A 22776-nucleotide genomic window follows, 5' to 3' on the forward strand; every position below is an offset into this window, starting at 1 on the left:
CCGGGTTTTCTGTTATCAGATCAGCCTTTTACGTTTTTAAGCACGGTTTCACTGTACCAGTCGATAAAGTTAATCACGCCAAATTCATAGGTTTCTGAATAGGGACCAGGCTGATAGCCGATCGAGTTGATACCACGCTGGTTCTCTTCGCCCAGAACGCGATCCTGTTCATTGGTTGCGTCCCATACGGTGCGCAGACGTTCCGGATCGTAATCGACACCCGCCACCGCATCTTTATGCACAAACCATTTTGTGGTGACCATCGTCTCCTGTGCAGAGATCGGCAGCACGCGGAACACGATAAAGTGATCGCTTTGCATATGGTTCCATGAGTTGGGCAGGTGCAGAATACGCATCGATCCCTGATAGTGGCTGGTGAAACGACCCAGCAGCCGGGTGCAGCCCTCACGACCGTCAATGGTCATGACTTTGGTGCCTTCCTTCAGCGGCATACGCACAATCCGGTTGCGCAGGCCGAAGCTCTGATGGCGGTGCGGAATACCCTGCTCATCCCATAGCGCCGCCTGCTTGTTGTAGTAGTCGTGAAAACTTTGCGGTGCGCGTGGATCGTTGGTGTCATCCCACTCCAGCAGGCTGTTCAGCAGTTCCGGATGACTGCCGGCGCAGTGATAACATTCGCGGTTATTCTCCAGCACCAGCTTCCAGTTGGCTTTTTCATACATGTGGGACTCTGCCGCCAGCTTGGTGTTCTCCACATCATAGGGTTCCATATACTCTGCCAGCGTGGCCAGAAACTCATCGAAGTCAGACTCCGGTGGCGTCTCGGCCAGGCAGATAAAGACAAATCCGCCCGCGGTTTTGCAGTGCGCTTTTTTCAGGCCGTGCTGCTTCATGTCAAACGACTGGTTCATCTCTGAGCCGGCGAACAGCAGGTTGCCTTTTAAATCGTATGTCCACTGGTGGTAGGGGCAGACCAGATTCGCCACCTTGCCGCGCTGCTGTGAGCAGAGCCGCGAGCCGCGATGGCGACAGGTGTTATGAAACGCGTTGATGTTGCCTTCTGCATCGCGCAGAACCAGCACCGGGTTCTGTCCGACCTCCAGCGTAAAGTAGTCACCCTTTTTCGGGATTTCGCTACTCATACCGGCAAACAGCCACTCTTTCTGAAACACCTCCTCCATATCAATGCGAAACAGAGTCGGGTCATTATAAAGCGCCTGCGGCAGTGAATAGTTGGGCTGGCGTTTTTCGAGCAGATCCTGCATACGGTCGCTCGCATCGACAAGGCTTGTACAGGTGATATTCAGCAGATCGTTGTGACTCATAATGTTGCTCTTCTCGCGCGGTTGAAAAGGGAGTGGTTCGCGCCCGACAGGCGCAGCCGGATATCAACAAAACCGGACTTCCGCCTGGCTGGAAGCCCGTAAGATCGCTACGGATTACATGTGCAATCCATGCTGCACCGGTTAGGCACCCGTCAATGTTCTGCCAGCGACATAAATCCCCTCTGTTAAAGACGCGTGCGCAGAATTTCCTGCCGATGTGGGTTTTTCAGGCATTTCCGTGTCGCGTATAACTAAATGCTGTCACAGGGTTACACGGAGAATCGCAGTTTCTGGCTCAAAAGCCTGTGGTTATCCATGCGTCAATACAGGCAATTGATCACTCCAATCCTGATGGGAATGAAATGTATGACAGAGAGAAATATCACGGTACTGAATACCAATGCTTTTGAGCCTGTCACCACGCAGACCTGGACCAATGGCCGTCATGCGGTGCGGTGCGTTAAAGTCATACAGGAAACCTGGGACGTGAAAACCTTCTGCTTTATGGCCGAGCAGCCGGTGATGTTCTTCTTTAAGCCCGGGCAGTTTGTCACGCTGGAGCTGACGATAGAGGAGCAGACCGTGTTTCGCTCCTACACCATCTCCAGTTCCCCCTCGGTACCCTACAGTTTTTCAATCACGGTGAAACAGGTGCCGGGCGGCGTGGTCTCCAACTGGCTGCATGCGAATATGCGCGAAGGCATGGATCTGGCGGTGCATGGCCCGGTAGGGCAGTTTAACTGCATCGATTACCCCGGCGATAAGGCGCTGTTTCTCTCAGGTGGCGTCGGCATTACGCCGATGATGTCGATGGCGCGCTGGTATTTTGACACTAACGCCGACGTGGACATGGTGTTTGTGCACAGCGCCCGCACGCCGGAAGATATTATTTTCCGCCGCGATCTGGAAAATATGACGGCGCGTATCCCCAATTTTAAACTGAGCATCATCTGCGAACGCTATGAATCAGGGCAATACTGGTCAGGTTTTCGCGGTTTCCTGAACCACGCCATGATGCAGATGATTGCGCCTGACTTTATGGAGCGGGAGATCTTCTGCTGCGGACCGACACCCTATATGCGGGCGGTGAAAGCGATTCTGGAAAGCGTTGGCTACGATATGACGCATTATCATGAAGAGTCGTTTGGCGCCACGCCGGAGGTGGTACAGGAACAGGTGGTGCAGGAGGCGGAAGAGGCGGCCGAGCTGGCTGATGCGCTCTGCAGTTCAGAACTGCTGACCGTGGCGTTCACGCAGAGTGACAAGAGCGTGAAAATTGCGCCCGGCGAGACGGTCCACGCCGCCGCTGCCAAGCTGGGTCTGCATATCCCGAAAGCGTGCGGCATGGGGATCTGCGGCACCTGCAAGGTGAAATGTCTGGAAGGGGAGGTTGAGATGAACCACAACGGCGGCATCACCGACGAGGATGCCGAAGAGGGCTATATCCTCTCCTGCTGCAGCGTGCCAAAAGGCAATGTGGTGGTGGAGTTCTAATCCGGATCACGGCCTTTCAGCCAAAACGCAAAAAGCCAGATGTCAGCTGACATCTGGCTTTTTTAATCTGGCTCCTCTGACTGGACTCGAACCAGTGACATACGGATTAACAGTCCGCCGTTCTACCGACTGAACTACAGAGGAATTGTGTTTCGGCGCGCATGATAATCAACTCTTATGCGGCTGTCAAAATGTGATTTACCGCTCGCCTGTTGTTTGCTGCTTCCTGCAGCAACCTGCTGATTTCCTCTGCATCTGCCGCCTGCTGCCGCAATGTTTTTGCACATAATGTGTCCGCATAACCGCCATGTTATGTCGGAATAGGCTTATCTCTCAGACCGTTACGCTTATCAGACTGGCTTGCATTCTGGTTATGACTGCTACACTTGATGCTGTTCACCTAAGCCAAATTATCTCTTCGCTGACAAAGGAGCACGTTATGACCGATCGCCCACAAAATCCGCAGCAGGCGCAGCAGCAGCAGTGGCCCGGCAGTTTTCGGGAGATGCAGCCGGTGCCCGATCACGGCGAAACCAGCTATCAGGGCAGCGGCCGTCTGAAAGGGAAAACGGCGATTATCACCGGCGGCGACTCCGGCATCGGCCGTGCGGTGGCTATCGCTTACGCCCGTGAAGGCGCCGATGTGGTCATCTCTTATCTGGATGAACATGAAGATGCAAAAGATACCGCACAGCTGGTGGAAGCTGCCGGGCAGCAGGCGCTGCTGATCGCGGGGGATATCATGCAGGCGGAGCACTGCCGCAGCATCGTGGCACAGACGGCAGAGCGGTTTGGCAAAATTGATATTGTGGTCAACAACGCCGCTTTCCAGATGACGCGCGACTCGCTGGATGAGATTGATGATGACGAGTTTGACCGCACGATGAAAACCAATCTCTATGCGATGTTCTATATCTGCAAAGCCGCGGTACCGCATATGCCAGCCGGCAGTTCCATTATTAACACCGCGTCAGTCAACGCCGATCAGCCGAAACCAAAACTGATTGCCTACTCTGCCACCAAAGCCGCCATCATTAACTTCTCCGGCAGCCTTGCCGCGCTGCTGGCGGATAAGGGCATTCGTGCTAATGCGGTCGCACCGGGGCCTATCTGGACGCCGCTCATCCCGGCCACCATGCCGCCGCAGCAGGTCGAAAGTTTTGGCAGCCAGGTGCCGCTGCAGCGTATGGGGCAGCCTGCTGAACTGGCTTCTGCTTATGTCATGCTGGCCAGCGACGAAGCCAGCTATATCTCGGGGGCAAGCATTGCCGTAACCGGCGGGGTGGCGGTGATTTAACGCCGGGCAGGGAGACAAGATGATCGCTTATCCGCTGAAGCTGACGACACCAATCGCCACGCATACCTTTGGGGGGCAGCGTATTCGTCAGCAGCTGGGCAAAGCCGGGCTGCCCGACACCCTTGTGGCTGAAACCTGGGAAGTCAGTGACGTGGACGGTATGATCGCCAGCGTGACAAATGGCGAGCTGGCAGGGTGTACGCTGCGTGAACTGACCCGGCGTTATCCGGATGAGCTGGTTGCGCCCGGCTGGCGCGGCCCGCATTTTCCGCTGCTGAGTAAGTTTATTGACGGCAGCGGGATGCTGCCGGTCCATCTGCATGCCAGTGATGCCCTCGCGCAGCAGCGTGAGGGGCAGCCAAACGGTAAAACCGAGGCGTGGTACATTCTGTGGGCTGCACCGGGAGCGAGCTGCCTGCTTGGCGTGCGGGATGGCGTGGATAACGCCGCGCTGAAAACGGCGCTGCTGGCAGAACAGTATGACGCGGTCATGCACCGGGTGCCGGTGAAAACCGGCGATACTTTCTATGTGCCTGGCGGCATGCTGCACAGTTTCGGACCCGACACGCTGATTTATGAAATTGAGCAGACCTCGGATATTCAGCAGCACGCTATGCCGTGGCGAATGGAAGACGGGTCGCGTTTGTCAGATGAGGAGTGGCAGCAAAATATTGATGCGCTGCTGCAGGAGTTACGTCCGGAACTGCACGCTGCGCCTCAGGCTGGCGTACTGATTGAAGATGGCCATCTGTTGCGCCGTATTTGCTGCGCCGGGCCTTATTTTGCGCTGGAGCGCTGGCAGTTTGAACGTACTCAGATGCTGCATTTCAGCAGTGTCCGTATCCTTACTAACCTGGGCGATCCGCTGACAGTGGAAGCGAACGGTGTGAACGTGACGCTGGATCGCGCTGAATCCCTGCTGCTGCCTGCGACGCTGAAACAGGCGCGGATTTATGGTGCCGGTGATGTGCTGATAGGGTATGTGCCCGAGCTGCAGCGGGAAATCGTCGCACCGCTGCGTGAAGCGGGCTACAGCGAGGCAGAGATTGCGGCGTTAGGGGATATTGACGGCCGTCTGCGCTAAGTGCAGAGCAGCAAAAAGCCCGCTCAGGTTTCCCTGAGCGGGCTTTTCTGATTCTGGCTCCTCTGACTGGACTCGAACCAGTGACATACGGATTAACAGTCCGCCGTTCTACCGACTGAACTACAGAGGAATCGTGTGAACGAGGCGAATAGTAGTGGCCCCGGGCGAGCCTGTCAACCGCTTAAAACACAATTGCATTCAACTGGCTAGCAAAGATACAACCCGCACAGAGATCAGGCAGATTCCGCTGTCAGCGCGGTGAGCCGGGTAGCCGGATCCTGACGGTAAAACAGCTGCAGATGACGATACATGTCCGGGAAGCGCTGCCGGAGGAGGTCAGGTGCAGTAAAAAAATATTCTGACAGCACAGCAAAACATTCGGCCGGATCGCTGGCGGCATAAGGATCAAACGTTGCCGCCTCTTCACCGGTGAGCGCCACTTCGTCTTCAATTTCATGCATAACCTGCAGCAAATCTTTCTCCCATGCCGCAACCTCGCGCAGCGGGATGGCGGGGATGCCGCTGGTATAACCGCTGCCGCGCGCATCCAGTTTGTGCGCTACTTCGTGGATCACCAGGTTATAGCCTGAAAGATCAAACGCGTCGAGAATATCCAGCGCGTTGAGCACCACAGGCCCCTGTGTCCAGCTCTGCCCGGCGTGTACCGCGGGCGCCTGATGCACCAGGCCACTCTCATCTTCCCAGCGGTCATCAACCTCAAACGGTTCAGGATAGATGAGCACGTCGTGAAAACCATCCAGCCACTCCAGCCCCAGCTTCAGTACCGGCAGACAAAACAGCAGCGCCAGACGGGCGCTGTGTAGCGCATCCATTTCAGTGCCCTGCAGCAGCACAAATTTTTTCTGCTGCAAAAAGCGCTGCGCCATACCGATCAGCATGGCGTGTTCGTCGTGATTAAGCAGTGAAAAAACAGGCTGTCGCAGCGCCTGCGTCCAGGGTAGCTCAGCGGCAGCATCGGACTTAGGGGCGTTCCGGGACCATTTAAACATCGCAGCGCCTGTATGAAAGGAGAAAAAGGGTGCTGACGGGGCAGAATGTGCCAGACGTCAAACCCATTATTCAACCTGTTAGCGGGAACGGAGTCTGTGATTGCGCTTGCAAAGTGAAAAGCAAAATAAGCGGGGGAGAGCGTAAGCGCCTCTTCCGGCAGAGAGAAGAGGCGCAGGGCGCGGTTTTACGGCGATCAGCTTTCGCGGGCAACGCGTTCGAATGCAATGACCCAGACCCAGGGATTAACTTCCCAGCTGGTTGCACCATACTGCTTTTGCCACGCCTTGCGGTACGCCTCTTTGGGCGATTCTGAATTCATATTCATGGTAAAGAAGTTGTTCAGAAAGTGCGAGTCAGTCTGAACGCCCTCTGCCATGATGTCATCCTCGCTGATATCCTGAATCTTTTCAGCCCGAATCGCGGTGATGGTCAGATCGATGCGGCTTGCCCAGCGTGGCATGTGGATTGCCGTCTGCCAGCCAAACTGCTCTGCGTCCTGCAGATCGTCTTCCAGCTGACCAAATTCATTGCTGTCAGCACGATACTGGCAGTAATCGGGATGGCGAAATAGCTGGGGATCGCGATCGTACTCAGCCAGCTGCGCTTCCGGTACGATCGGGCCGCGCCAGGTCTCACGCACCCACAGACGATCGCCAACCTGTCCGAACGGACAGTGCGCACTGATATCGGACATCGACATCAGTTTGTAGCCGTGAAGATGATTTGCACTGACATCAAACGCGTGAACGCCTTCATGGTGGTCCTGTCCTGGACCAAATGCCTGCGTCTTCATAATGCGTCGGGTCTGTGTTTGCTGGCCAACCAGCAGGGCGCGAACCCGCTGTTCGGAAAAAAGAATCGGCCGTTCTTTCATTTTTTACCTCTTGTTATATCACGAACCCGGAAAGCGTTAACGGTACATCCTGTACAGGATGAGAACATTAGCATAAAGGTTTCAAACAAATTTGCTTAATAATTTGTCACCTGATAATCAGGCATCCTCTTCCTGTTCCGGTATTAAAAAAACATCCAGGCAAAAAGTGGGGTGCAGATCGCTTAACACATCGGCGAAATGCGGAAATTTCCCCTATACAGTACGTTATAACGGCCAAAATAGAAATATTTTCAGACTATTTCACCTTTTTCTCCGCTAATAACTGGCTGGCAGTCAGCGATGGCTGGCCCCTGAAATTTACACTAAGCCGGCATCGCGGTTAAGCGCGATACATAAACTATGTTAACCATATTTAGCAACAGCCGGACGGCATAAGGAAAAACTGAAAACAAAAAGGCCACTGGGAAAGCGCGCTTAACAACGCTATAACATGATCAGGATCGCAAAATTTTTCCTCCCGCCCTGAAAATGCTGTAAGAAAAGTGTCATGACCTGCCCGCTAAGATAGCAGGTGAGCCTGTGTGGCTCCCGCCGCGCATCACATGCCATAACAGGAGAAGCATCATGTCCATTACACACTGGCAACAACGCTATGAACACTGGCTGCGGCTGAACTGGCAGCATGAGGATAAGGCGCATGATGTGGGGCATTTGCGTCGGGTCTGGATGAGCGCAGCGCGCATTATGCAGGAGACGCCCGCCGATGCCATGGTGGTGCTGACCGCCAGCTATTTTCACGATGTGGTTAATCTGCCAAAGAACCATCCGCAGCGTCATCTCGCCTCAACTTTTGCCGCTGAAGAGACGCGCCGTATTCTGCAGCAGGATTTCCCTGATTTTCCCGCTGAGCTTATGGATAGCGTGGCGCACGCCGTGCAGGCGCACAGTTTCAGTGCCGCGATTACGCCGCTGACAGCGGAAGCAAAAATTGTGCAGGATGCCGATCGGCTGGAGTCGCTGGGGGCTATCGGGCTGGCACGCGTGTTCTATACCGCTGGCGCACTGGGCCGGCCTCTGTTTGACAGTGACGATCCGCTGGGCCGCGATCGCGAACTCGATGATGTGAAGTGGACGCTGGATCATTTTCAGAAAAAGCTGCTGCGCCTGCCCGATACCATGCAAACGGCAGCAGGACGCCGTCTGGCAGAATACAACGCGGATTTTCTGGTGCACTACATGGCCAAACTCTGTGCTGAACTGCAGGGCAATTTAGCCGGAGTTGATGAATCCGTACTGCGCGACTTTTGTTGCACGTTACAGGAATATTAAATTTTTATGACAGGCTGTTAACTCACGTCATCTTCCGTTACGTTTGTGAAAAAAATATCAGGGAGTATGGAAATGACTGAAACCGTGAACATTACGATAAAAATTGATCCGGCGCTGAAAGAGGAGATTAAGCAGCTGGCCGCTGATAATCAGGTTTCAATGAGTCAGGAGATTATCAGCCGATTGCAGGCAAGCCTGCAGAGTGCCCCGCAGCAGGAGACAGCGGCAGATAATCTGCACTCCGACGAGACGCCGGACGATCGGTTAAGCGCCACGGAGCTGCGTCAAATCCGGGCGCTGCTGAAAAAGAGCAAGAAGAAGAAGTAATGTTTGCACTCACCCGCCGTCCGGCGGGTGAGTGCTTTCTGATGCATTATCAGCCAGCAGCCCGATCTGACGGGTTCAGCCTGTACTGTTCAATCAGCGGCAGCAGCAATTTCGCGACCGCAGCAAATACCGGCACTACCACGGAATTGCCAAACTGACGATAGGCCTGCGTATCAGAGACCGGGATGCGAAACGTCGCTTCGCCCGGCGCTTCAAATCCCATCAGGCGCGCGCACTCGCGCGGGCTCAGCCGGCGCGGGCGGCGTGCCATGTTTTCAGCAGCGGTAAAGTTCTGCTCACCCAGCGCGCGATCCCAGCCGCGATCGATCAGGATCTCCGAGCCATCTTTATAGTAGCGCGCTGAAAGCGTGCGCACGCAGCAGTGCGGATCCTGCGGGTCGTTCAGACCATAGCCAAAGCCATTGCCTTTCGCCTTATGCTTTTGTGCATAGCGGTACAGGTAGTGCCAGAGCGTGGGGGAGAGGGTATATTTTTCGCCCGGATCCGCGTCCAGCAGGCTCTGCAGTGGCGGCACCTGTGGCGGATAGAGTGCCGGCAGAGCGCGCAGTGAAAAGGGCTGATTAACGCCGCTGTCGCGCCGGATACCGACCAGGACAATACGTTCACGGTGCTGCGGCAGAAAATAGCGCGCGTCGATCACTTTAGCGTCCGGCGTGCCTTTATCGTCAGCATCCGCCACGTCATAACCCAGCTCATCCAGCGTGGCCATAATAATGGCGAAGGTGCGGCCCTTATCGTGACTCTTCAGGTTTTTGACATTTTCCAGCACAAAAAACGCCGGTTTTTTAGCCGCGAGAATGCGCGCCACGTCGAAAAACAGCGTGCCCTGCGCCTCACATTCAAACCCGTGCGCCCGACCGAGGGCGTTCTTTTTACTGACCCCCGCCAGCGAAAAAGGCTGACAGGGAAAGCCGGCCAGCAGCACCTGATGATCGGGGATAGCGCGATCGATATGCTGATAAATAGCCGCCTCTTCAGTGAGGCCGGCTGGCTGCGTCACAAGACGGATATCCGTATTAAACTGGTGGCGCAGCGGATCGCAGTAGTGATTCGCTTTATAGGTGCGGACCGCCTCTTTATTCCATTCGCTGGTAAAAACGCACTCGCCGCCGGCCTGCTCAAAGCCGCGCCGGATGCCGCCAATACCGGCAAAGAGATCGATAAACTGGAAGGCGGGCCTGTCATAGTGGTCCGGTCGTGAGGGCAGCAGGGCGCGCAGGCTGGCGATCTCAGACGGCAGAAGCGTGGCCGATGTGCCTTTGCCACTGCGCAGGCGGTTCAGCTTCGCCACGCTCCAGTGACCTGTGCCGGCGGCGTTGAGGGTCTGCATCACATCGCGCGCTGCGTAGATATCGAGTACCTGCAGTAACAGCGCTAAGTCATCCTGCGCAGCGGTTAACAAAGAGGGGGTAGCCGGTGCGGCGGGATCGGGAACGAGCATGCGTTTTTCCTTAACAGTTGAGCGGCTATGCTACCACTCATCTGCCAGGGTTGAAATTAGCGTGTCGTGTCGTGTCGTGCGCTGCGTGGCGTGCCGCACTCTTTCACGCTGCTGCTTTCGCTTTTGCCGTAAAACGCTAAAGTTGAATAAGCCCGCAGGAAAAGGAAACGGCATGGCTGACGTGCACTCACAAGCGATCCGCAGTAAAAATATGCGCGCGATCCGTAATCAGGATACGGCGATTGAACAACGCGTGGCCGCGATACTGAAAGATCGCGGCTTCAGCTTTCGCGTGCAGGATAAAGCGCTGCCGGGACGGCCCGATTTCGTGCTGCCTGAGCAGCAGGCAATTATCTTTGTGCACGGCTGTTTCTGGCATCGCCACCACTGCTATCTGTTCAAAATGCCTGCCACGCGCACCGGCTTCTGGAACGGTAAAATCAACAGTAACGTTGAACGTGACAGACGCTATGTGCAGCAGCTGCAGGAAACCGGATGGAAGGTGCTGATTGTCTGGGAGTGCGCGCTGCGCGGTAAGCTGCGGCTGGACGACGGTCAGCTGATTGAGCGTCTTGAGGAGTGGCTGCTGGCTGCCGGGCAGAGCGCTGAGCTGGATCACCAGGGATTGCATCATTACCGGCCCGTCTAGCCGGCGATGATTGCTTTTCGCGGCAATAACCGTTTAGATCACGTTTTTCTCTGGGACGCGGAGCACTACCATGAGCAGTATCAAACTGACGGTCAGACGGCTCTATCAGCTGCGCGACGAGCGGCTGGTGGCGACACAGGCCACGGCTCGCATCTGGCTGGACGATCGGCTGATTGCCACGGAAGAGATCAGCGGCATGACCGAGAGTCCGGTAAGCAAATATCTGCATGCAGCGGATACGCAGGGAAAAACGCTACGCGTTGAATGGGACTGTGAGGGCATCGCCGACATGTCGGTGACATGGGTTGAGCGCTGCCCCTGTTGTCAGGAACACTAACCGGAATAAGGATTACCATTTTGGCAGGAACCAGTTTACTTACGCTTCTGGATGATATCGCAACGCTGCTGGATGACATTTCAGTCATGGGCAAGGTTGCCGCAAAAAAAACCGCTGGCGTGCTGGGCGACGATTTATCGCTAAATGCGCAGCAGGTCACCGGGGTCAAAGCCAATCGCGAATTGCCGGTGGTCTGGGGCGTGGCGAAGGGCTCATTTCTGAACAAGCTGATCCTGGTGCCGCTGGCGCTGGTGATTTCCGCATTTGCCCCCTGGCTTATCACGCCGTTACTGATGCTGGGCGGCGCCTACCTCTGCTATGAAGGGGTGGAAAAGGTGTTACACAGCCTGCAGCATGATAAAGAAGAAAAAAGCCCGGAGGCGCGTCAGCAGCGGCTCGACAATCTGGCACAGCAGGATCCGCGCGCCTACGAAAAGAGCAAGGTCAAAGGCGCAGTGCGCACTGACTTTATTCTTTCTGCAGAGATTGTGGCCATTACGCTGGGCATCGTTTCAGAGGCGCCGCTGCTTAACCAGGTGCTGATCCTCGCCGGTATTGCCATTCTGGTCACCATTGGTGTGTATGGCATTGTGGCGATGATTGTGAAGATTGATGACCTCGGCTACTGGCTGCGGGAAAAGTCCTCTGCACTGGCGCAGGCGGTAGGCGGTTTTCTGCTGGCGATGGCGCCGTGGCTGATGAAAATTCTTACCGTGGTCGGCACGCTGGCGATGTTTCTGGTGGGTGGCGGCATCATTGTGCACGGTATTACGCCACTGCATCACGCTATCAGCGAATACAGCAGCGGCTTTAACGGTCTGGTCTCCAGCCTGCTGAGCAACGGGGCCAATCTGGTACTCGGGTTTATTGTCGGCGCAGTTGTGCTGCTGGTGGTTAACCTGATTGCCAAAGTGCGCGGTAAGTCGGCATAAAAGGCCTGTGCGGCAAGCGGCGCACAAGCCGCTTACCGCTTATCTCTGACAATGCGATATAACGCGCGGCACACTAATTTTCAGGAGAGTGATGATGAACGACGATATGTTTGAATTTGATATCGATGCCCAGCTGGAAGAGGCTGAAGCGAAAGCGGCGGAAAAAGCCAGTGAAGTACCCGCTGAACTCAGTGACGATGCTGAGTGTGAAGGCTGCAAAATCTGATTGCGGCAGTTAAAAAAATTTCAAAGCCGGTAATAAACATTACCGGCTTTGTTTAAGAACAAGATTTTGCACTGCTTATTCCTCTTTTATCACATTAATAACATTATCCTATAGGCAAATTGTCTGCCCGGCTGCTATACCTTTAAGCGTTCAATCAACGGTAAAAGGGAGAGCGCGGTATGACCTTTGCAGTGAGTGATGAAGTTCAGCACAAACAGGGCGGACCCACGATGGTGGTAACCGGCTATGCCAGCGGAATGGTAGAGTGCCGTTGGTATGATGGCTACAGCGTGCGTCGTGAGGCATTCCGTAGTGATGAATTGAGTCACATAACGACGGAATCCCGGCTTGCCAGCTGAATCTGTCCGGGACGGTTTCACCGTCCCGTATCGCCTTACACGTTGCCCTCGTTATCTTCTTCGACCGCCTGATAAATCCGCTGCAGAATATCCGGGAACGCCGACTGAACGCGACTCCAGCTCGGAATAAAGGGCTTATCGTTGGGACGTTCAATAAACGACTGACCGGCGTCAAGAATGGCCTGCGTAAACATCTCCACCGCCGCCTCTTCCTTATGCTGATCGAACGACAGACCGTTCATTGTCGCTTCATGCCGGTAGATCTCCATCATATCCAGTGCATTACGGTAGTAAGTCGCTTTCAGCACGCGAAATGAGTCGCTGGTCAGCGGCACACCCATTGTGGCCAGCTTACGCAGCAGCGATTGCACAATATCACTGCTCATGCGTTTCAGACCCCCGGTGCCATCCTCTTCGGCCAGCGGCTGATGCTTGTGGTCATAGTGATCGGCAATCTCTACCTGACAGCTCTGGCGGGTGGTGTAGTTGCGATAGATCTCAGACAGCACGCCTATCTCCAGTCCCCAGTCGCCGGGTATTTTAATGCCGTTAAGCACATGGGTACGCATGGCAAACTCGCCGGAGAGGGGATAGCGAAAGCTGCTGAGGTAGTCGAGATACTCCGAGTGACCGTACACCTGCTGCAGCGAACGCAGCATGGGTCCTACCAGCAGACGGCCAACGCGGCCGTTAAGCTTGCCGTCCGCGACGCGCGCATAAAACCCTTTGCAAAATTCATACTGAAACGAAGGGTTGGCCAGCGGATAGAGCAGGCGCGCCAGCATACCGCGTTCGTAGGTCACAATGTCGCAGTCGTGCAGCGCTACGCACTGGGTGCGATCGGATGCCAGGGTATAACCGGTACAGAACCAGACGTTGCGTCCTTTGCCCGGCTGGCTGGGGGACAGACCCTCCTTATCCAGTTCAGCATCGATAGCTTTCAGGCGCGGGCCATCATTCCACAGGATACGGTGCCGCTGTGGCAGGCGTGAGAAGAAGTCGCGGGCAAACAGAAACTGATCGCGATCGGCGCGGTCGAGACCAATCACAATCTCTTCCAGGTAAGGTACCTGCGCCAGTTCATTGACAATATTATCCAGCGCCGGGCCCTCCAGTTCGGAGAACAGCGACGGCAGAATCAGACCCATTTTGCGCCGGCGGGCAAACTGCACCATCTCTTTTTCCAGCGACTCTGTACGGCGATGGGTGAGGTTATGGAAATTCGTAATTACGCCATTCTGATAAAAATCACTCATCGTCTCATCCTCAGATTACGGCTTATGGGGGGCCAGAAAATGATCTATGCCTTCGCACCAGCCTTCCGGTCCGGTTTGCGTTGTGCGATAGATATGGTCGCGGTCGGTACGGCTGAGTTCAACCGGCGACTTGCTGAAGCCTTTAATAATGACCGCATAGTCTGCCTGTTCCAGCATCGGAATATCATTGGGGCCGTCACCCAGACCCAGCGTTATCCGGCGTACACCATCCTGCTGCATCAGCTGCTGCTGCAGCTGCGTCAGCGCTATCCCTTTGCCGCAGTTTTCCGGCATCACGTGCCAGAAGCGACCACCCTGCGTCAGCGCAAGCTGATGGCGGGCCAGTGCGGCGCGAAACGCATCCAGTTGCTCATTCTCGTCGCGCCATAAAATCACTTCCGAGGCATCACGCAGACGACTTAACCGGGCTTCGCTCAGTGGCAGGCCGGTAAAGCTCGCCACGTCGCTGTCACTGAGATCGTGAAAGCCGGTAAAGCGAAATTCCGCTTTCAGCGCACCAAGAATGTCGCACAGCGCCAGATAGTCAGCGGCTGGCTCATCATTAACCGTAACGTCCTGACCAAAGCTGATACGGGCACCATTTTCAGCGATAAACGGCGCACCACTGATACCCAGGCGCTTCTGTAGCGGGATAATCTCTGCGGCGGTTTTACTGGAACAGAGCACCACCGGGATCTGGCGTGCAGCAAAGTGCTCCAGCCACGGGCGGGCAGCTTCCCAGTTATAATCGTGGTGATCCAGCAGCGAGCCATCCAGATCGGTCACTACCAGCAGAGGGGAATCGGGGTCAATCATCGTCATACTCCTTACACCACAGATGTGAGTAAAGCAGAGAGTAATCAGTATAATAGCGTTATGAAGATTGCACGTTTTTCCGGCTTGCTGAACGCGACAACCAGGAATAATCTTAAAACGCGGCGCAGGTCAGGCTGACGGTACGTGAATTATGCAGCGAAAAGCGCAGGCGGGGCGGCCATCCGGCTGGTTTAACGCTACGTGATATGCACATTTCTGCACTTTATATGCATAAATGCTGGTTGCCTTCATGCACAGTGAGCGTAATCTGAAACGGCATTACCATTTCCTGGTGTAACGAATTCATTGATAAATTTAACCCGGCCGGAGCCGGGTTTTTTTTTGAAATCGATTTCAGCGATTCGTTTCACAGAAGCTGCAGTCGTGTATATCCACTTCACACTGTTCAGAAAGGCAGCGCGCCTGATCCACGGTTTTAGCGGATGAATCAAACCATTCGGTATCGCGCTCTTTTTTCTGCTCCGGACTGCCTGCCGGGGGAAAGCGAGGGCGGGTCTCTTCTGCACGCATACGGGGACTCCGGGAAGCCAGGGTGAGCCATAAGTATAGTGCGGCTCCGTCATACGCGCGCAGCCCGACAGGCAAAAAAAGCCTGCGCTGTATGGCAAAAAGCGTTGTTACTTTTAGGCTGGTTGCTTCTCTGAGGGGGGAGTATAGCGAAAAGAAGATCGGCATTTTTTCTGGCAGGTATCTCGTTGTAAGACGTTGAGAGCGTGCAAATATGGCTTTTGACAGTTCTTTACCTGCCGTCGCTCCTGTTTTTATCAGAAGCAGCTATGCTTAACGCTGTCTGATTATTATTGATAACAAGGAGTTAGTATGGATTTGCTGCGCATTATTATCGCTATTTTGCTGCCACCGCTGGGCGTATTTATGCAGGTGGGCTTTGGCGGAGCGTTCTGGCTGAACATTCTGCTGACGCTGTGCGGCTATATTCCCGGCATCGTTCACGCTGTCTGGGTTATCGCCCGTCGCTGATCGCGATCACTATTTCGCGGCCTGTTTACGTTACACTGGCGCAAAACAGCAGCTGAGAGGTCACAATGCAGGTTGGCGAACGCGTAACGGTGAAAACAGATGGCGGCCCGCGCCGCGCCGGTAAACTACTGGCAGTGGAGCCGTTTAACGAAGGCACTATGTATCTGGTCGCGCTGGAGGATTATCCGCTGGGCATCTGGTTTTTCAACGAAAGCGACCATGCTGAAGGCGTATTTGTTGAGCCTGCCTGCAGCAGCTGAACAGATAAAACAGCGCGCCCCGGCTGACGATTCAGCGGGGCGCCTGCTGTCAGAAGGTCTCCCAGTTATCGCTGCCTGATACCGCCAGTGCCGGACGTACCGGGCGCTGAGCCGCAGGTGCTGCTTTTACGGGGGCCACACCCCTCATCATAGCGGAACCCGTATCGCTGAGGCGGAACGCGGCCACCGCCTGCGTCAGTTTACCCGCCTGATCTTCCAGCGAGGCCGCTGCAGAGGAGGCTTCTTCAACCAGTGAGGCGTTTTGCTGCGTCACATTGTCCATCTCTGTGACCGCCAGGCTAACCTGCTGAATCCCGCGACTCTGCTCATCTGACGCTGCCGCAATTTCTGCCATGATATCGGTGACGCGCCGTACGGCTTCAACAATGTCACTCATGGTTGTTCCCGCTTCGCCCACCTGATGCGATCCGTTGCTAATCAGCGCCACCGACTCGGCAATCAGCGTCTCGATCTCTTTCGCTGCCTGAGCGCTGCGCTGCGCCAGACTGCGTACTTCGCTGGCGACCACGGCGAAGCCGCGACCCTGTTCACCCGCCCGTGCGGCTTCTACAGCGGCATTAAGCGCCAGAATATTCGTCTGAAAAGCAATGCTGTTAATAACGCTGGTGATTTCGGCAATCTTTTTCGAGCTACCGGAGATGTTGTTCATGGTTTTCACTACGCCGCCGACCAGATCGCCGCCGTTGCGCGCTTTGTCAGAAGCGTCAGCCGCCAGCTGACTGGCGTGATGGGCGTTTTCCGCATTCTGCTTCACGGTGGCAGTGAGCTGCTCCATACTGGCGGCGGTCTGTTCCAGCGCTGAAGCCTGCTGCTCGGTACGGGAGGAGAGATCGGTGTTGCCGGCGGAAATTTCACTGGTTCCCTGATAGATCGCCTCCGCCCCTTCACGCACGCTGCCCACGGTGCGTACCAGCGCGGCCTGCATCAGCTGCAGATTATGCAGCAGCATGCCGATTTCGTTACGCCCGCACGGCACATCGGCGGCGGTCAAATCGCCCCGGGCAATACGCTCAATGCGGACGACCGACTGGCGCAGTGGATTAATAATGATGCGCCGCAGAAAGATAAAGGTCAGCACAACCAGCACTAAAGCCGCTGTAAATGCCGCTGCCATGGCGATAAAACCAAGGCGTGCCTGGTGCGCCGCCTGGGCGTTAATCATCTCGGCTCGTTCGGTGCGGATTTTAATGGCCTTCAGCAGCAGCGCGTTATACGCATCATCCAGCTTGCGGGTCACATCGGTCTCCTGCGCCACAATGCCTTCAAAGCTGCCCTGACGTGCCGATTCCATCATCGGCTTCACGCCTTTCTCAATATATTGATTGAAGCTGGCAGTCAGCGGCGCGTCCAGTGCCAGATCGGCGGGCGTTTTGACATCACGCGCCATATAAAGCGTAAATCCTTCGCGTGCCTGTTTAATACGGGTTTCCGTCCGCGCCAGATCGGCGCGGTAACTCTCCATCTCGCCAATACGCGTTGCCGCGCCTGCCTGCAATATATTAAGTCGGGCGGTGCGCAGGTGATTAGAGCTGTTGGATATCCCCATGCGCACCTGAATCTCTTCCGTTGCGTCGTTCAGCGAGTTGTTACTCTGGATCAGAAAATAACTGGCAAGACCAATACACAGGGCAAAAAGCAGCAAAATGCCGCCGAATATTACGCTGAACAGTGGCATCAGGCGCAGGTTTTGCCAGAGGCTGAGCTTATTATCTACATCGATCGATGCTGTTTTCATTTCCTTGCTCTCATAGTGGTAAGGGTTCTGAAAACAAACATCGGCAGGGCAGGGTAAAGACTTAGATGAGAATATGAGATCGCGATCGCAAAAGCGTTAAAAAACAACAGGGCCGGTCAATAGACCAGCCCTGCAGCAGCATAAATTATGTCGCAGACAGTTTATCGCACGTTAACATAAATGCCGGAGGTTACATTATCTGTCAGACGTACCACATGATAGATAACCTGTTTATTATGCGTTTTGATTTTACGCTTAATATTGCCTTTATGAGATGAAACGGTTTTAGCTTTGATCTGCATTTTGTCTGAAATCTGAATAGTGTCATGGCCTGACATCCACATTTTCAGCATATTTGATTCAGTCTGGCTCAGCGTCAGTGGATGAATATCCATCCCGGCGGAAATACGCGGTGACGCATTGAGTTTCTTTTGCAGGTAAGTGCCCAGCAGGGAATCCAGTGTTGACGTCTTTATCGATTTTGATGTAATAATCAGGTTCTTACGAACGTAGAGATATTCCTCAAAATGGATATTTGAGATCGCCATGAAAATAAAGAAAAGAGTATCCGGGTGCTGTGTGATAATAGCACGAATACGATCGCTTGAATCGGCTTCGTGAATAAAGCAATCTTCGTTAATAAATACTACGCCAGGTTTTAGTTGCTCGCATTTTTGTTGTAGCTGTTCGATATCCGTGGCTGCAGTAATGTTTTTCTTTTTAACTCCTTTTGCCGACATATAGTCCGACAGGCCCAGGCGTGTGTAGTTACATGAATCCATAATAATCGTTGGCATTATAGCGACCCTCACCAATTTGTTATCCGTTTAAATCAACGATGAATACGCGTTTGCGGTACGAGAGAAATTTTCAAAGACACTTTTTTATTCTGCTTTGCAGTCTGGCAAATTATATCCCTGTGCCATCATGACTCTTCCCTGACCCGTTCTGCGAAGTTTTTTGTGTTCCATCCACGTCATTCTTTTCCCGGCGATAGCGGGAATCACCAGGAATTTGCTTTAGGTATACCTTCCGCTCTGTTTTTGAGAGCTGTGTCACTATCGCGCATGTTACAGGCAATTCTGATAGGACAAATCTTAAAAACATTTGTTTCGCGAAAGTGTGACGCTTCAGCGAGTGTTGACAATGCCGGAAAAAGGGAAATTAGACAAGAAAAATCGCTTTTAAATTTTTTTTGTTTAAAAACATACCCTTGAGCATTTTGCCAACCGATCCGTCAGGGAAACCACCTTAAGAATCGTCTGACTAAAATACTCCAGGCACCGTTTAATAAGAATGTTTTTCACGATAAATATCGATTTATCAGAATTTCCTCAGTTGATTTCTGAAAAAAATGGTTTGAAAAGTATACGGAATGATTTTGACTGCTTAACTATCACTTCAGAATGGTAACAGTATCGTTAACTAACGTGCAGGGGAAAGTTCTGAGACAAATCGGGCGAGTAAATCAAAGACTTCGCTGAACAGATGTTCGCAAAACGGGGCAAGAAGGGGCATCAGCATACCCATGGAGAGGATGCCGACCGTTAAGGTAACAGGAAAGCCAATAGCAAAAACCGACAGTTGAGGTGAAACACGGTTTAACAAACCCAGTGCCAGGTTTAGCGTGAGGAGCAAAATGATTAAGGGCAGCGCTAACATCATGCCATTAAGGAAAATTAACCCGGCACCTTTGACCAGTCCCATGAAGGCATCAGCACTCAGCGGCTCTGCACTGACAGGCAACGTCTGAAAACTGTCTGCCAGCAGCGAGATCAGCCACAGGTGCCCGTTGAAAGTCAGAAACAGCAGCATGGCCAGCATATCCAGAAAGCGAGCCAGCAGCGGCATGTTGACCCGCGTGTTCGGGTCCAGCAGCGTAGCGAAAGATAATCCCATCTGTAAACCAATGATTTCACCCGCCAGCTTAACGGCTGAAAACGCCATCTGCATGGTCAGACCGATGCCCGCACCAATCAGCAGCTGCTGAATCAGCATCCAGAAGCCGGCAGGTGAGAACAGGGTAACCTCTACCGGTGGCAGCAGCGGCAGCAAAATCCAGGTGATCACAAACGCAAGCGCCACTTTTACCCGCTTGGGGATATTGCGCTCATTCAGCACCGGCGCGCTGGCAAACAGCGCCAGCAGGCGTGCCATCGGCCAGAAAAACTGCGCCACCCAGTGGATCAGCTGACTGCTGTCGAGGGTAACCATCAGCCGATGATGTAAGGCAGGTTGCTGAACAGGGTGCGAATGTAATCCAGCATCAGATTCAGCATCCACGGACCGGCGATCACGCCGGTGGCCGCCACCGCCAGAATTTTGGGGATAAAAGAGAGCGTCTGTTCATTAATCTGCGTTGCCGCCTGCAGGATACTGATGATCAGTCCGCTTACCATCGCGACCAGCAGGAGCGGAGCCGCCATCATCAGCGCGACGCGCATCGCTTCCTGGCCCATTACCATTACCGATTCCGGGGTCATACTGTGCTCCTGTCAGGGAAAGATTGTTGAAGGGTCAGGAATAAAAGCTCTGGGCCAGCGATCCCACCAGCAGCTGCCAGCCGTCAACCAGCACAAACAGCATCAGCTTAAACGGCAGCGCAATTGTCGCCGGCGGGACCATCATCATACCTAATGCCATCAGTACGCTGGCGACCACCAGATCGATAATCAGAAAAGGGATAAAGACCGTGAAGCCAATCTGAAATGCGGTTTTCAGCTCGCTGGTGACGTACGCGGGCAGCAGGATACGCATCGGCACCGCTTCCGGGCCATCAATGGGCGCGGTATTGGCCAGGCGGGCAAACAGGGCAAGATCGGCTTCGCGCGTCTGGCGCAGCATGAACTCGCGCAGCGGCTGGGCACCTTTATCCAGCGCCACCTCCATGCTGATTTTGTCCTGACTGAAGGGCAGGTAGGCATCAGCATAAATTTTGTCGAACGTGGGCGCCATGATGAAAAAGGTCAGGAACAGCGCCAGGCCGAGCATCACCTGATTAGGCGGCGCCGACGGCGTACCCAGCGCGTTACGCAGCAGGCCAAACACGATAATGATGCGCGTAAAACTGGTCATCATCAGCAGTACGGCCGGGATAAAGGTCAGCGAGGTGATAAACACCAGCGTCTGTACCGGCAGTGACCAGCTCTGCCCGCCATTAGCCAGCGGCTGGCTGACCAGACCAGGCAACTGCGCGTGCGCAGCCGGTGCCAGCAGCATCAGCAGCGGCAGCAGAGAGAGTAATCGACGCATCATTAAGGTTTTCCGGGACGTTTAACCAGGTTGTGGAGGATCTGACGAAAATCCTGCGGTACAGGCTGAGCCTGTGGGTGCTCTTCAGGCGGTAACGGCGGCAGCGAGTGCAGATGGGTGATCTGCTGCGCTGTCACACCCAGCACCAGACGCGCATCGGCGGTTTCAACGATCACCACCCGCTCCTGACGCCCGACCTGTACGCTGGCGCTGACTTTCAGCGCCTGCGCATTCACCGTTTTTGGCGCAAAACCCATGCGTTTTGCCAGCCAGCCGCAGGCCAGAATCAGCAGAACGATAACTGCCAGCATCGTACCGACCTGGCCCACCACGGAGCCGGTAGAGACCACCGGCTGTGTGTGCGCCGGCTGCAGGGTCTGTGCGCTGTTTTGCATCATCAGCGGCTCAGACGACGCATGCGTTCAGAAGGCGTAATGATATCGGTGATGCGTACACCATATTTATCATTCACGACCACGACTTCACCTTGTGCAATCAGATAGCCGTTGATCAGAATATCCAGCGGTTCACCGGCGAGGCCATCCAGTGACACCACAGAACCCTGCGTCAGACGCAGCAGCTCTTTGATCGTCATCTTGGTACGTCCCAGTTCAACGGTAAGTTTGACCGGGATATCCATGATCAGATCGATATCCTGCATGGCACCGCTGGCGCCGGCGCTCTCAAACGCCTTAAAAACATTTTCACTGGCGGCCGGTGCGCTGCCGCTGCCGGTCTGCTCGTTCATTGCTTCAGCCCACAGATCGTCCGCGGAGATATCGTCGGACGGGTTTTTGCTGTCACTCATTGGGCTGTTCCTCATTCAGCGAATTCAAAATCGGGTTTATCAGATGTTCAACGCGCAGCGCGTACTGGCCATTCAGCATGCCGTACTGGCTGGTCAGCACCGGAACGCCATCCACATGGGCAATAATGCGATCCGGCTTCTCAATCGGCAGCACATCGCCGGGTTTAAGCTGCAAAATGCGCGACAGGCGCATTGAGGTTTCGGCAAAATGTGCAATCAGCTCCAGCTCAGAGTGCTGCACCTGCTTCACCAGATTATCGCGCCAGTGGGTATCTTCCTGACGGGAGTTCTCCAGCGGTGGATTGACCAGCAGCTCGCGCAGCGGCTCAATCATGGAAAACGGAATACAGATGTTAAACTCACCCACCAGGTTGCCAATCTCCACCTGAAAAGGCGTGTTGACCACAATATCGTTAGGTGAGGTGGTGATGTTGGTGAATTTCACCTGCATCTCTGAACGGACATACTCCACTTCCAGCGGGTAGATCGCTTTCCACGCGTCGCTGTAGCCATCCAGCGCCAGCTTCAGCATGCGGCGGATCACGCGCTGTTCAGTATGGGTAAACTCACGTCCCTCTACTTTGGTCGGAAAGCGACCGTCACCACCAAACAGGTTATCGACGGCGATAAAAACCAGGCTTGGTGAGAACACGACCAGTGCCGTGCCGCGCAGCGGCTGCAGATGGATCAGGTTCAGGTTGGTTGGCACCGGCAGGTTGCGGGCAAACTCATGGTAGGGCTGAATTTTTATCGCCCCTACGCTGATATCCGGACTGCGGCGCAGCAGGTTAAACAGCGCCATACGAAAATGGCGCGCAAAACGTTCATTAATGATCTCCAGCGCCTGCAGCCGCTCGCGTACCACGCGACGCTGGGTGTTGGGATCGTAAGGGCGAATGTCGCCATCGCTCCCGGTGGAAATTTTCTCTACTTCCGCGCTGTCACTGTCGCCGTTAAGCAGCGCGTCAATTTCAGCCTGGGAGAGAATGCTATCGCCCATT

General features: G+C 54.4%; 27 protein-coding genes and 2 tRNA genes. 12 read left to right on the forward strand and 17 right to left on the reverse strand.

Annotation, left to right across the window (positions count from 1 at the left end):
* Window positions 1-20: 20 nt before the first annotated feature.
* Window positions 21-1286, reverse strand: a complete 1266-nt coding sequence (locus tag SB719_RS01465) for an aromatic ring-hydroxylating oxygenase subunit alpha (protein ID WP_065648996.1) — start codon at window positions 1284-1286, stop codon at window positions 21-23.
* Between the two features lie 366 nt (window positions 1287-1652).
* Here SB719_RS01465 and SB719_RS01470 point away from each other — a divergent pair, with 366 nt between their 5' ends.
* Window positions 1653-2780, forward strand: a complete 1128-nt coding sequence (locus SB719_RS01470) for a hybrid-cluster NAD(P)-dependent oxidoreductase (protein ID WP_276203846.1) — start codon at window positions 1653-1655, stop codon at window positions 2778-2780.
* Window positions 2781-2848: 68 nt separating this feature from the next.
* On the opposite strand, the gene SB719_RS01475 is transcribed toward SB719_RS01470, so the two are convergent.
* Window positions 2849-2924 (reverse strand) — tRNA-Asn (locus SB719_RS01475).
* Between the two features lie 295 nt (window positions 2925-3219).
* Between SB719_RS01475 and SB719_RS01480 the strand changes: the two genes are divergently transcribed.
* Together SB719_RS01480 and SB719_RS01485 are read left to right on the forward strand one after the other, a co-directional pair.
* Entirely contained in the window at window positions 3220-4077 is an 858-nt protein-coding gene (locus tag SB719_RS01480) for a glucose 1-dehydrogenase (RefSeq protein WP_412158784.1), read from the forward strand.
* A gap of 19 nt (window positions 4078-4096) precedes the next feature.
* A complete protein-coding gene (locus SB719_RS01485; protein WP_304235680.1) occupies window positions 4097-5161 on the forward strand; it encodes a class I mannose-6-phosphate isomerase in 1065 nt (354 codons plus the stop codon).
* Window positions 5162-5215: 54 nt separating this feature from the next.
* On the opposite strand, the gene SB719_RS01490 is transcribed toward SB719_RS01485, so the two are convergent.
* From SB719_RS01490 to SB719_RS01500, 3 genes are all read right to left on the reverse strand, one after another.
* Window positions 5216-5291, reverse strand: a tRNA-Asn gene (locus SB719_RS01490).
* 103 nt (window positions 5292-5394) lie between these two features.
* Window positions 5395-6171: a DgsA anti-repressor MtfA gene (mtfA, locus tag SB719_RS01495; RefSeq protein WP_304236104.1), complete on the reverse strand. Its 777-nt coding sequence runs from the start codon at window positions 6169-6171 to the stop codon at window positions 5395-5397.
* 194 nt (window positions 6172-6365) lie between these two features.
* Window positions 6366-7046: a hypothetical protein gene (locus tag SB719_RS01500; RefSeq protein WP_065648999.1), complete on the reverse strand. Its 681-nt coding sequence runs from the start codon at window positions 7044-7046 to the stop codon at window positions 6366-6368.
* A gap of 585 nt (window positions 7047-7631) precedes the next feature.
* Between SB719_RS01500 and SB719_RS01505 the strand changes: the two genes are divergently transcribed.
* Window positions 7632-8336: a phosphohydrolase gene (locus SB719_RS01505; protein ID WP_065649000.1), complete on the forward strand. Its 705-nt coding sequence runs from the start codon at window positions 7632-7634 to the stop codon at window positions 8334-8336.
* Between the two features lie 72 nt (window positions 8337-8408).
* A complete protein-coding gene (locus SB719_RS01510; protein WP_065649001.1) occupies window positions 8409-8663 on the forward strand; it encodes a ribbon-helix-helix protein, CopG family in 255 nt (84 codons plus the stop codon).
* A gap of 49 nt (window positions 8664-8712) precedes the next feature.
* Here SB719_RS01510 and dcm read toward each other — a convergent pair whose 3' ends face one another.
* A complete protein-coding gene (gene dcm / locus SB719_RS01515; protein WP_412158785.1) occupies window positions 8713-10125 on the reverse strand; it encodes a DNA (cytosine-5-)-methyltransferase in 1413 nt (470 codons plus the stop codon).
* A gap of 172 nt (window positions 10126-10297) precedes the next feature.
* Between dcm and SB719_RS01520 the strand changes: the two genes are divergently transcribed.
* The 5 genes from SB719_RS01520 (at window position 10298) to SB719_RS01540 (ending at window position 12628) form a co-directional block, all read left to right on the forward strand.
* Entirely contained in the window at window positions 10298-10774 is a 477-nt protein-coding gene (locus SB719_RS01520) for a very short patch repair endonuclease (protein WP_065649003.1), read from the forward strand.
* A 70-nt stretch (window positions 10775-10844) separates the two neighbouring features.
* Complete coding sequence (locus SB719_RS01525; RefSeq protein ID WP_039385177.1) at window positions 10845-11111, forward strand: hypothetical protein; 267 nt, start codon at window positions 10845-10847, stop codon at window positions 11109-11111.
* Window positions 11112-11131: 20 nt separating this feature from the next.
* A complete protein-coding gene (locus SB719_RS01530) occupies window positions 11132-12043 on the forward strand; it encodes a DUF808 domain-containing protein (protein ID WP_292970803.1) in 912 nt (303 codons plus the stop codon).
* 91 nt (window positions 12044-12134) lie between these two features.
* A complete protein-coding gene (locus tag SB719_RS01535) occupies window positions 12135-12269 on the forward strand; it encodes a hypothetical protein (protein ID WP_304236110.1) in 135 nt (44 codons plus the stop codon).
* A 179-nt stretch (window positions 12270-12448) separates the two neighbouring features.
* Window positions 12449-12628 carry a YodC family protein gene (locus SB719_RS01540; RefSeq protein ID WP_065649005.1) on the forward strand — a complete coding sequence of 60 codons (180 nt, stop codon included), beginning with the start codon at window positions 12449-12451 and terminating at the stop codon, window positions 12626-12628.
* Between the two features lie 35 nt (window positions 12629-12663).
* Here the strand turns inward: SB719_RS01540 and SB719_RS01545 are convergent, their stop codons facing one another.
* From SB719_RS01545 to SB719_RS01555, 3 genes are all read right to left on the reverse strand, one after another.
* Window positions 12664-13884: a glycosyl transferase gene (locus SB719_RS01545; RefSeq protein ID WP_304236096.1), complete on the reverse strand. Its 1221-nt coding sequence runs from the start codon at window positions 13882-13884 to the stop codon at window positions 12664-12666.
* A gap of 15 nt (window positions 13885-13899) precedes the next feature.
* Window positions 13900-14700: a mannosyl-3-phosphoglycerate phosphatase-related protein gene (locus SB719_RS01550; RefSeq protein WP_412158786.1), complete on the reverse strand. Its 801-nt coding sequence runs from the start codon at window positions 14698-14700 to the stop codon at window positions 13900-13902.
* A gap of 354 nt (window positions 14701-15054) precedes the next feature.
* Entirely contained in the window at window positions 15055-15231 is a 177-nt protein-coding gene (locus SB719_RS01555) for a hypothetical protein (RefSeq protein ID WP_167350668.1), read from the reverse strand.
* 309 nt (window positions 15232-15540) lie between these two features.
* Between SB719_RS01555 and SB719_RS01560 the strand changes: the two genes are divergently transcribed.
* Both SB719_RS01560 and dsrB read left to right on the forward strand, forming a co-directional pair.
* Window positions 15541-15699, forward strand: coding sequence for a YqaE/Pmp3 family membrane protein (locus tag SB719_RS01560; protein WP_039385165.1), 159 nt, complete (start codon window positions 15541-15543; stop codon window positions 15697-15699).
* 65 nt (window positions 15700-15764) lie between these two features.
* Window positions 15765-15959 carry a protein DsrB gene (gene dsrB / locus SB719_RS01565; RefSeq protein WP_065649008.1) on the forward strand — a complete coding sequence of 65 codons (195 nt, stop codon included), beginning with the start codon at window positions 15765-15767 and terminating at the stop codon, window positions 15957-15959.
* Between the two features lie 49 nt (window positions 15960-16008).
* Here dsrB and SB719_RS01570 read toward each other — a convergent pair whose 3' ends face one another.
* From SB719_RS01570 to fliM, 8 genes are all read right to left on the reverse strand, one after another.
* The gene (locus SB719_RS01570; RefSeq protein ID WP_304236087.1) at window positions 16009-17715 is read right to left on the reverse strand and encodes a methyl-accepting chemotaxis protein; all 1707 of its coding nucleotides are present in this window, start codon (window positions 17713-17715) and stop codon (window positions 16009-16011) included.
* Between the two features lie 161 nt (window positions 17716-17876).
* The gene (gene rcsA, locus SB719_RS01575; RefSeq protein ID WP_039385157.1) at window positions 17877-18512 is read right to left on the reverse strand and encodes a transcriptional regulator RcsA; all 636 of its coding nucleotides are present in this window, start codon (window positions 18510-18512) and stop codon (window positions 17877-17879) included.
* A gap of 628 nt (window positions 18513-19140) precedes the next feature.
* Window positions 19141-19929 (reverse strand): flagellar biosynthetic protein FliR, encoded by a 789-nt coding sequence (gene fliR / locus SB719_RS01580; RefSeq protein WP_065649010.1) that lies wholly within the window; start codon window positions 19927-19929, stop codon window positions 19141-19143.
* Window positions 19929-20198 (reverse strand): flagellar biosynthesis protein FliQ, encoded by a 270-nt coding sequence (gene fliQ, locus SB719_RS01585; protein ID WP_039385151.1) that lies wholly within the window; start codon window positions 20196-20198, stop codon window positions 19929-19931. Before fliQ ends, fliR begins: the two co-directional genes overlap by 1 nt.
* A 34-nt stretch (window positions 20199-20232) precedes the next feature.
* Entirely contained in the window at window positions 20233-20967 is a 735-nt protein-coding gene (gene fliP, locus SB719_RS01590) for a flagellar type III secretion system pore protein FliP (protein WP_039385989.1), read from the reverse strand.
* A gap of 2 nt (window positions 20968-20969) precedes the next feature.
* Entirely contained in the window at window positions 20970-21362 is a 393-nt protein-coding gene (gene fliO / locus SB719_RS01595) for a flagellar biosynthetic protein FliO (protein ID WP_065649011.1), read from the reverse strand.
* 2 nt (window positions 21363-21364) lie between these two features.
* Window positions 21365-21775 carry a flagellar motor switch protein FliN gene (gene fliN / locus SB719_RS01600; protein ID WP_065649012.1) on the reverse strand — a complete coding sequence of 137 codons (411 nt, stop codon included), beginning with the start codon at window positions 21773-21775 and terminating at the stop codon, window positions 21365-21367.
* Window positions 21768-22775: a flagellar motor switch protein FliM gene (gene fliM, locus SB719_RS01605; protein WP_039385143.1), complete on the reverse strand. Its 1008-nt coding sequence runs from the start codon at window positions 22773-22775 to the stop codon at window positions 21768-21770. The genes fliN and fliM overlap by 8 nt, the downstream gene beginning before the upstream one ends.
* Between the last annotated feature and the right edge of the window lies 1 nt (window position 22776).

It is taken from the genome of Pantoea sp. SIMBA_079, assembly GCF_046940275.1.
In the GTDB taxonomy this organism is placed as follows: Bacteria; Pseudomonadota; Gammaproteobacteria; order Enterobacterales; family Enterobacteriaceae; genus Pantoea; species Pantoea borealis.

Bases quoted from the DNA above. Each gene is read 5' to 3' on its own strand.
- SB719_RS01465 (WP_065648996.1), bottom strand. From the start codon at position 1,286: ATGAGTCACAACGATCTGCTGAATATCACCTGTACAAGCCTTGTCGAT.
- SB719_RS01470 (WP_276203846.1), top strand. From the start codon at position 1,653: ATGACAGAGAGAAATATCACGGTACTGAATACCAATGCTTTTGAGCCT.
- SB719_RS01480 (WP_412158784.1), top strand. From the start codon at position 3,220: ATGACCGATCGCCCACAAAATCCGCAGCAGGCGCAGCAGCAGCAGTGG.
- SB719_RS01485 (WP_304235680.1), top strand. From the start codon at position 4,097: ATGATCGCTTATCCGCTGAAGCTGACGACACCAATCGCCACGCATACC.
- mtfA (WP_304236104.1), bottom strand. From the start codon at position 6,171: ATGTTTAAATGGTCCCGGAACGCCCCTAAGTCCGATGCTGCCGCTGAG.
- SB719_RS01500 (WP_065648999.1), bottom strand. From the start codon at position 7,046: ATGAAAGAACGGCCGATTCTTTTTTCCGAACAGCGGGTTCGCGCCCTG.
- SB719_RS01505 (WP_065649000.1), top strand. From the start codon at position 7,632: ATGTCCATTACACACTGGCAACAACGCTATGAACACTGGCTGCGGCTG.
- SB719_RS01510 (WP_065649001.1), top strand. From the start codon at position 8,409: ATGACTGAAACCGTGAACATTACGATAAAAATTGATCCGGCGCTGAAA.
- dcm (WP_412158785.1), bottom strand. From the start codon at position 10,125: ATGCTCGTTCCCGATCCCGCCGCACCGGCTACCCCCTCTTTGTTAACC.
- SB719_RS01520 (WP_065649003.1), top strand. From the start codon at position 10,298: ATGGCTGACGTGCACTCACAAGCGATCCGCAGTAAAAATATGCGCGCG.
- SB719_RS01525 (WP_039385177.1), top strand. From the start codon at position 10,845: ATGAGCAGTATCAAACTGACGGTCAGACGGCTCTATCAGCTGCGCGAC.
- SB719_RS01535 (WP_304236110.1), top strand. From the start codon at position 12,135: ATGATGAACGACGATATGTTTGAATTTGATATCGATGCCCAGCTGGAA.
- SB719_RS01540 (WP_065649005.1), top strand. From the start codon at position 12,449: ATGACCTTTGCAGTGAGTGATGAAGTTCAGCACAAACAGGGCGGACCC.
- SB719_RS01545 (WP_304236096.1), bottom strand. From the start codon at position 13,884: ATGAGTGATTTTTATCAGAATGGCGTAATTACGAATTTCCATAACCTC.
- SB719_RS01550 (WP_412158786.1), bottom strand. From the start codon at position 14,700: ATGATTGACCCCGATTCCCCTCTGCTGGTAGTGACCGATCTGGATGGC.
- SB719_RS01555 (WP_167350668.1), bottom strand. From the start codon at position 15,231: ATGCGTGCAGAAGAGACCCGCCCTCGCTTTCCCCCGGCAGGCAGTCCG.
- SB719_RS01560 (WP_039385165.1), top strand. From the start codon at position 15,541: ATGGATTTGCTGCGCATTATTATCGCTATTTTGCTGCCACCGCTGGGC.
- dsrB (WP_065649008.1), top strand. From the start codon at position 15,765: ATGCAGGTTGGCGAACGCGTAACGGTGAAAACAGATGGCGGCCCGCGC.
- SB719_RS01570 (WP_304236087.1), bottom strand. From the start codon at position 17,715: ATGAAAACAGCATCGATCGATGTAGATAATAAGCTCAGCCTCTGGCAA.
- rcsA (WP_039385157.1), bottom strand. From the start codon at position 18,512: ATGCCAACGATTATTATGGATTCATGTAACTACACACGCCTGGGCCTG.
- fliR (WP_065649010.1), bottom strand. From the start codon at position 19,929: ATGGTTACCCTCGACAGCAGTCAGCTGATCCACTGGGTGGCGCAGTTT.
- fliQ (WP_039385151.1), bottom strand. From the start codon at position 20,198: ATGACCCCGGAATCGGTAATGGTAATGGGCCAGGAAGCGATGCGCGTC.
- fliP (WP_039385989.1), bottom strand. From the start codon at position 20,967: ATGCGTCGATTACTCTCTCTGCTGCCGCTGCTGATGCTGCTGGCACCG.
- fliO (WP_065649011.1), bottom strand. From the start codon at position 21,362: ATGCAAAACAGCGCACAGACCCTGCAGCCGGCGCACACACAGCCGGTG.
- fliN (WP_065649012.1), bottom strand. From the start codon at position 21,775: ATGAGTGACAGCAAAAACCCGTCCGACGATATCTCCGCGGACGATCTG.
- fliM (WP_039385143.1), bottom strand. From the start codon at position 22,775: ATGGGCGATAGCATTCTCTCCCAGGCTGAAATTGACGCGCTGCTTAAC.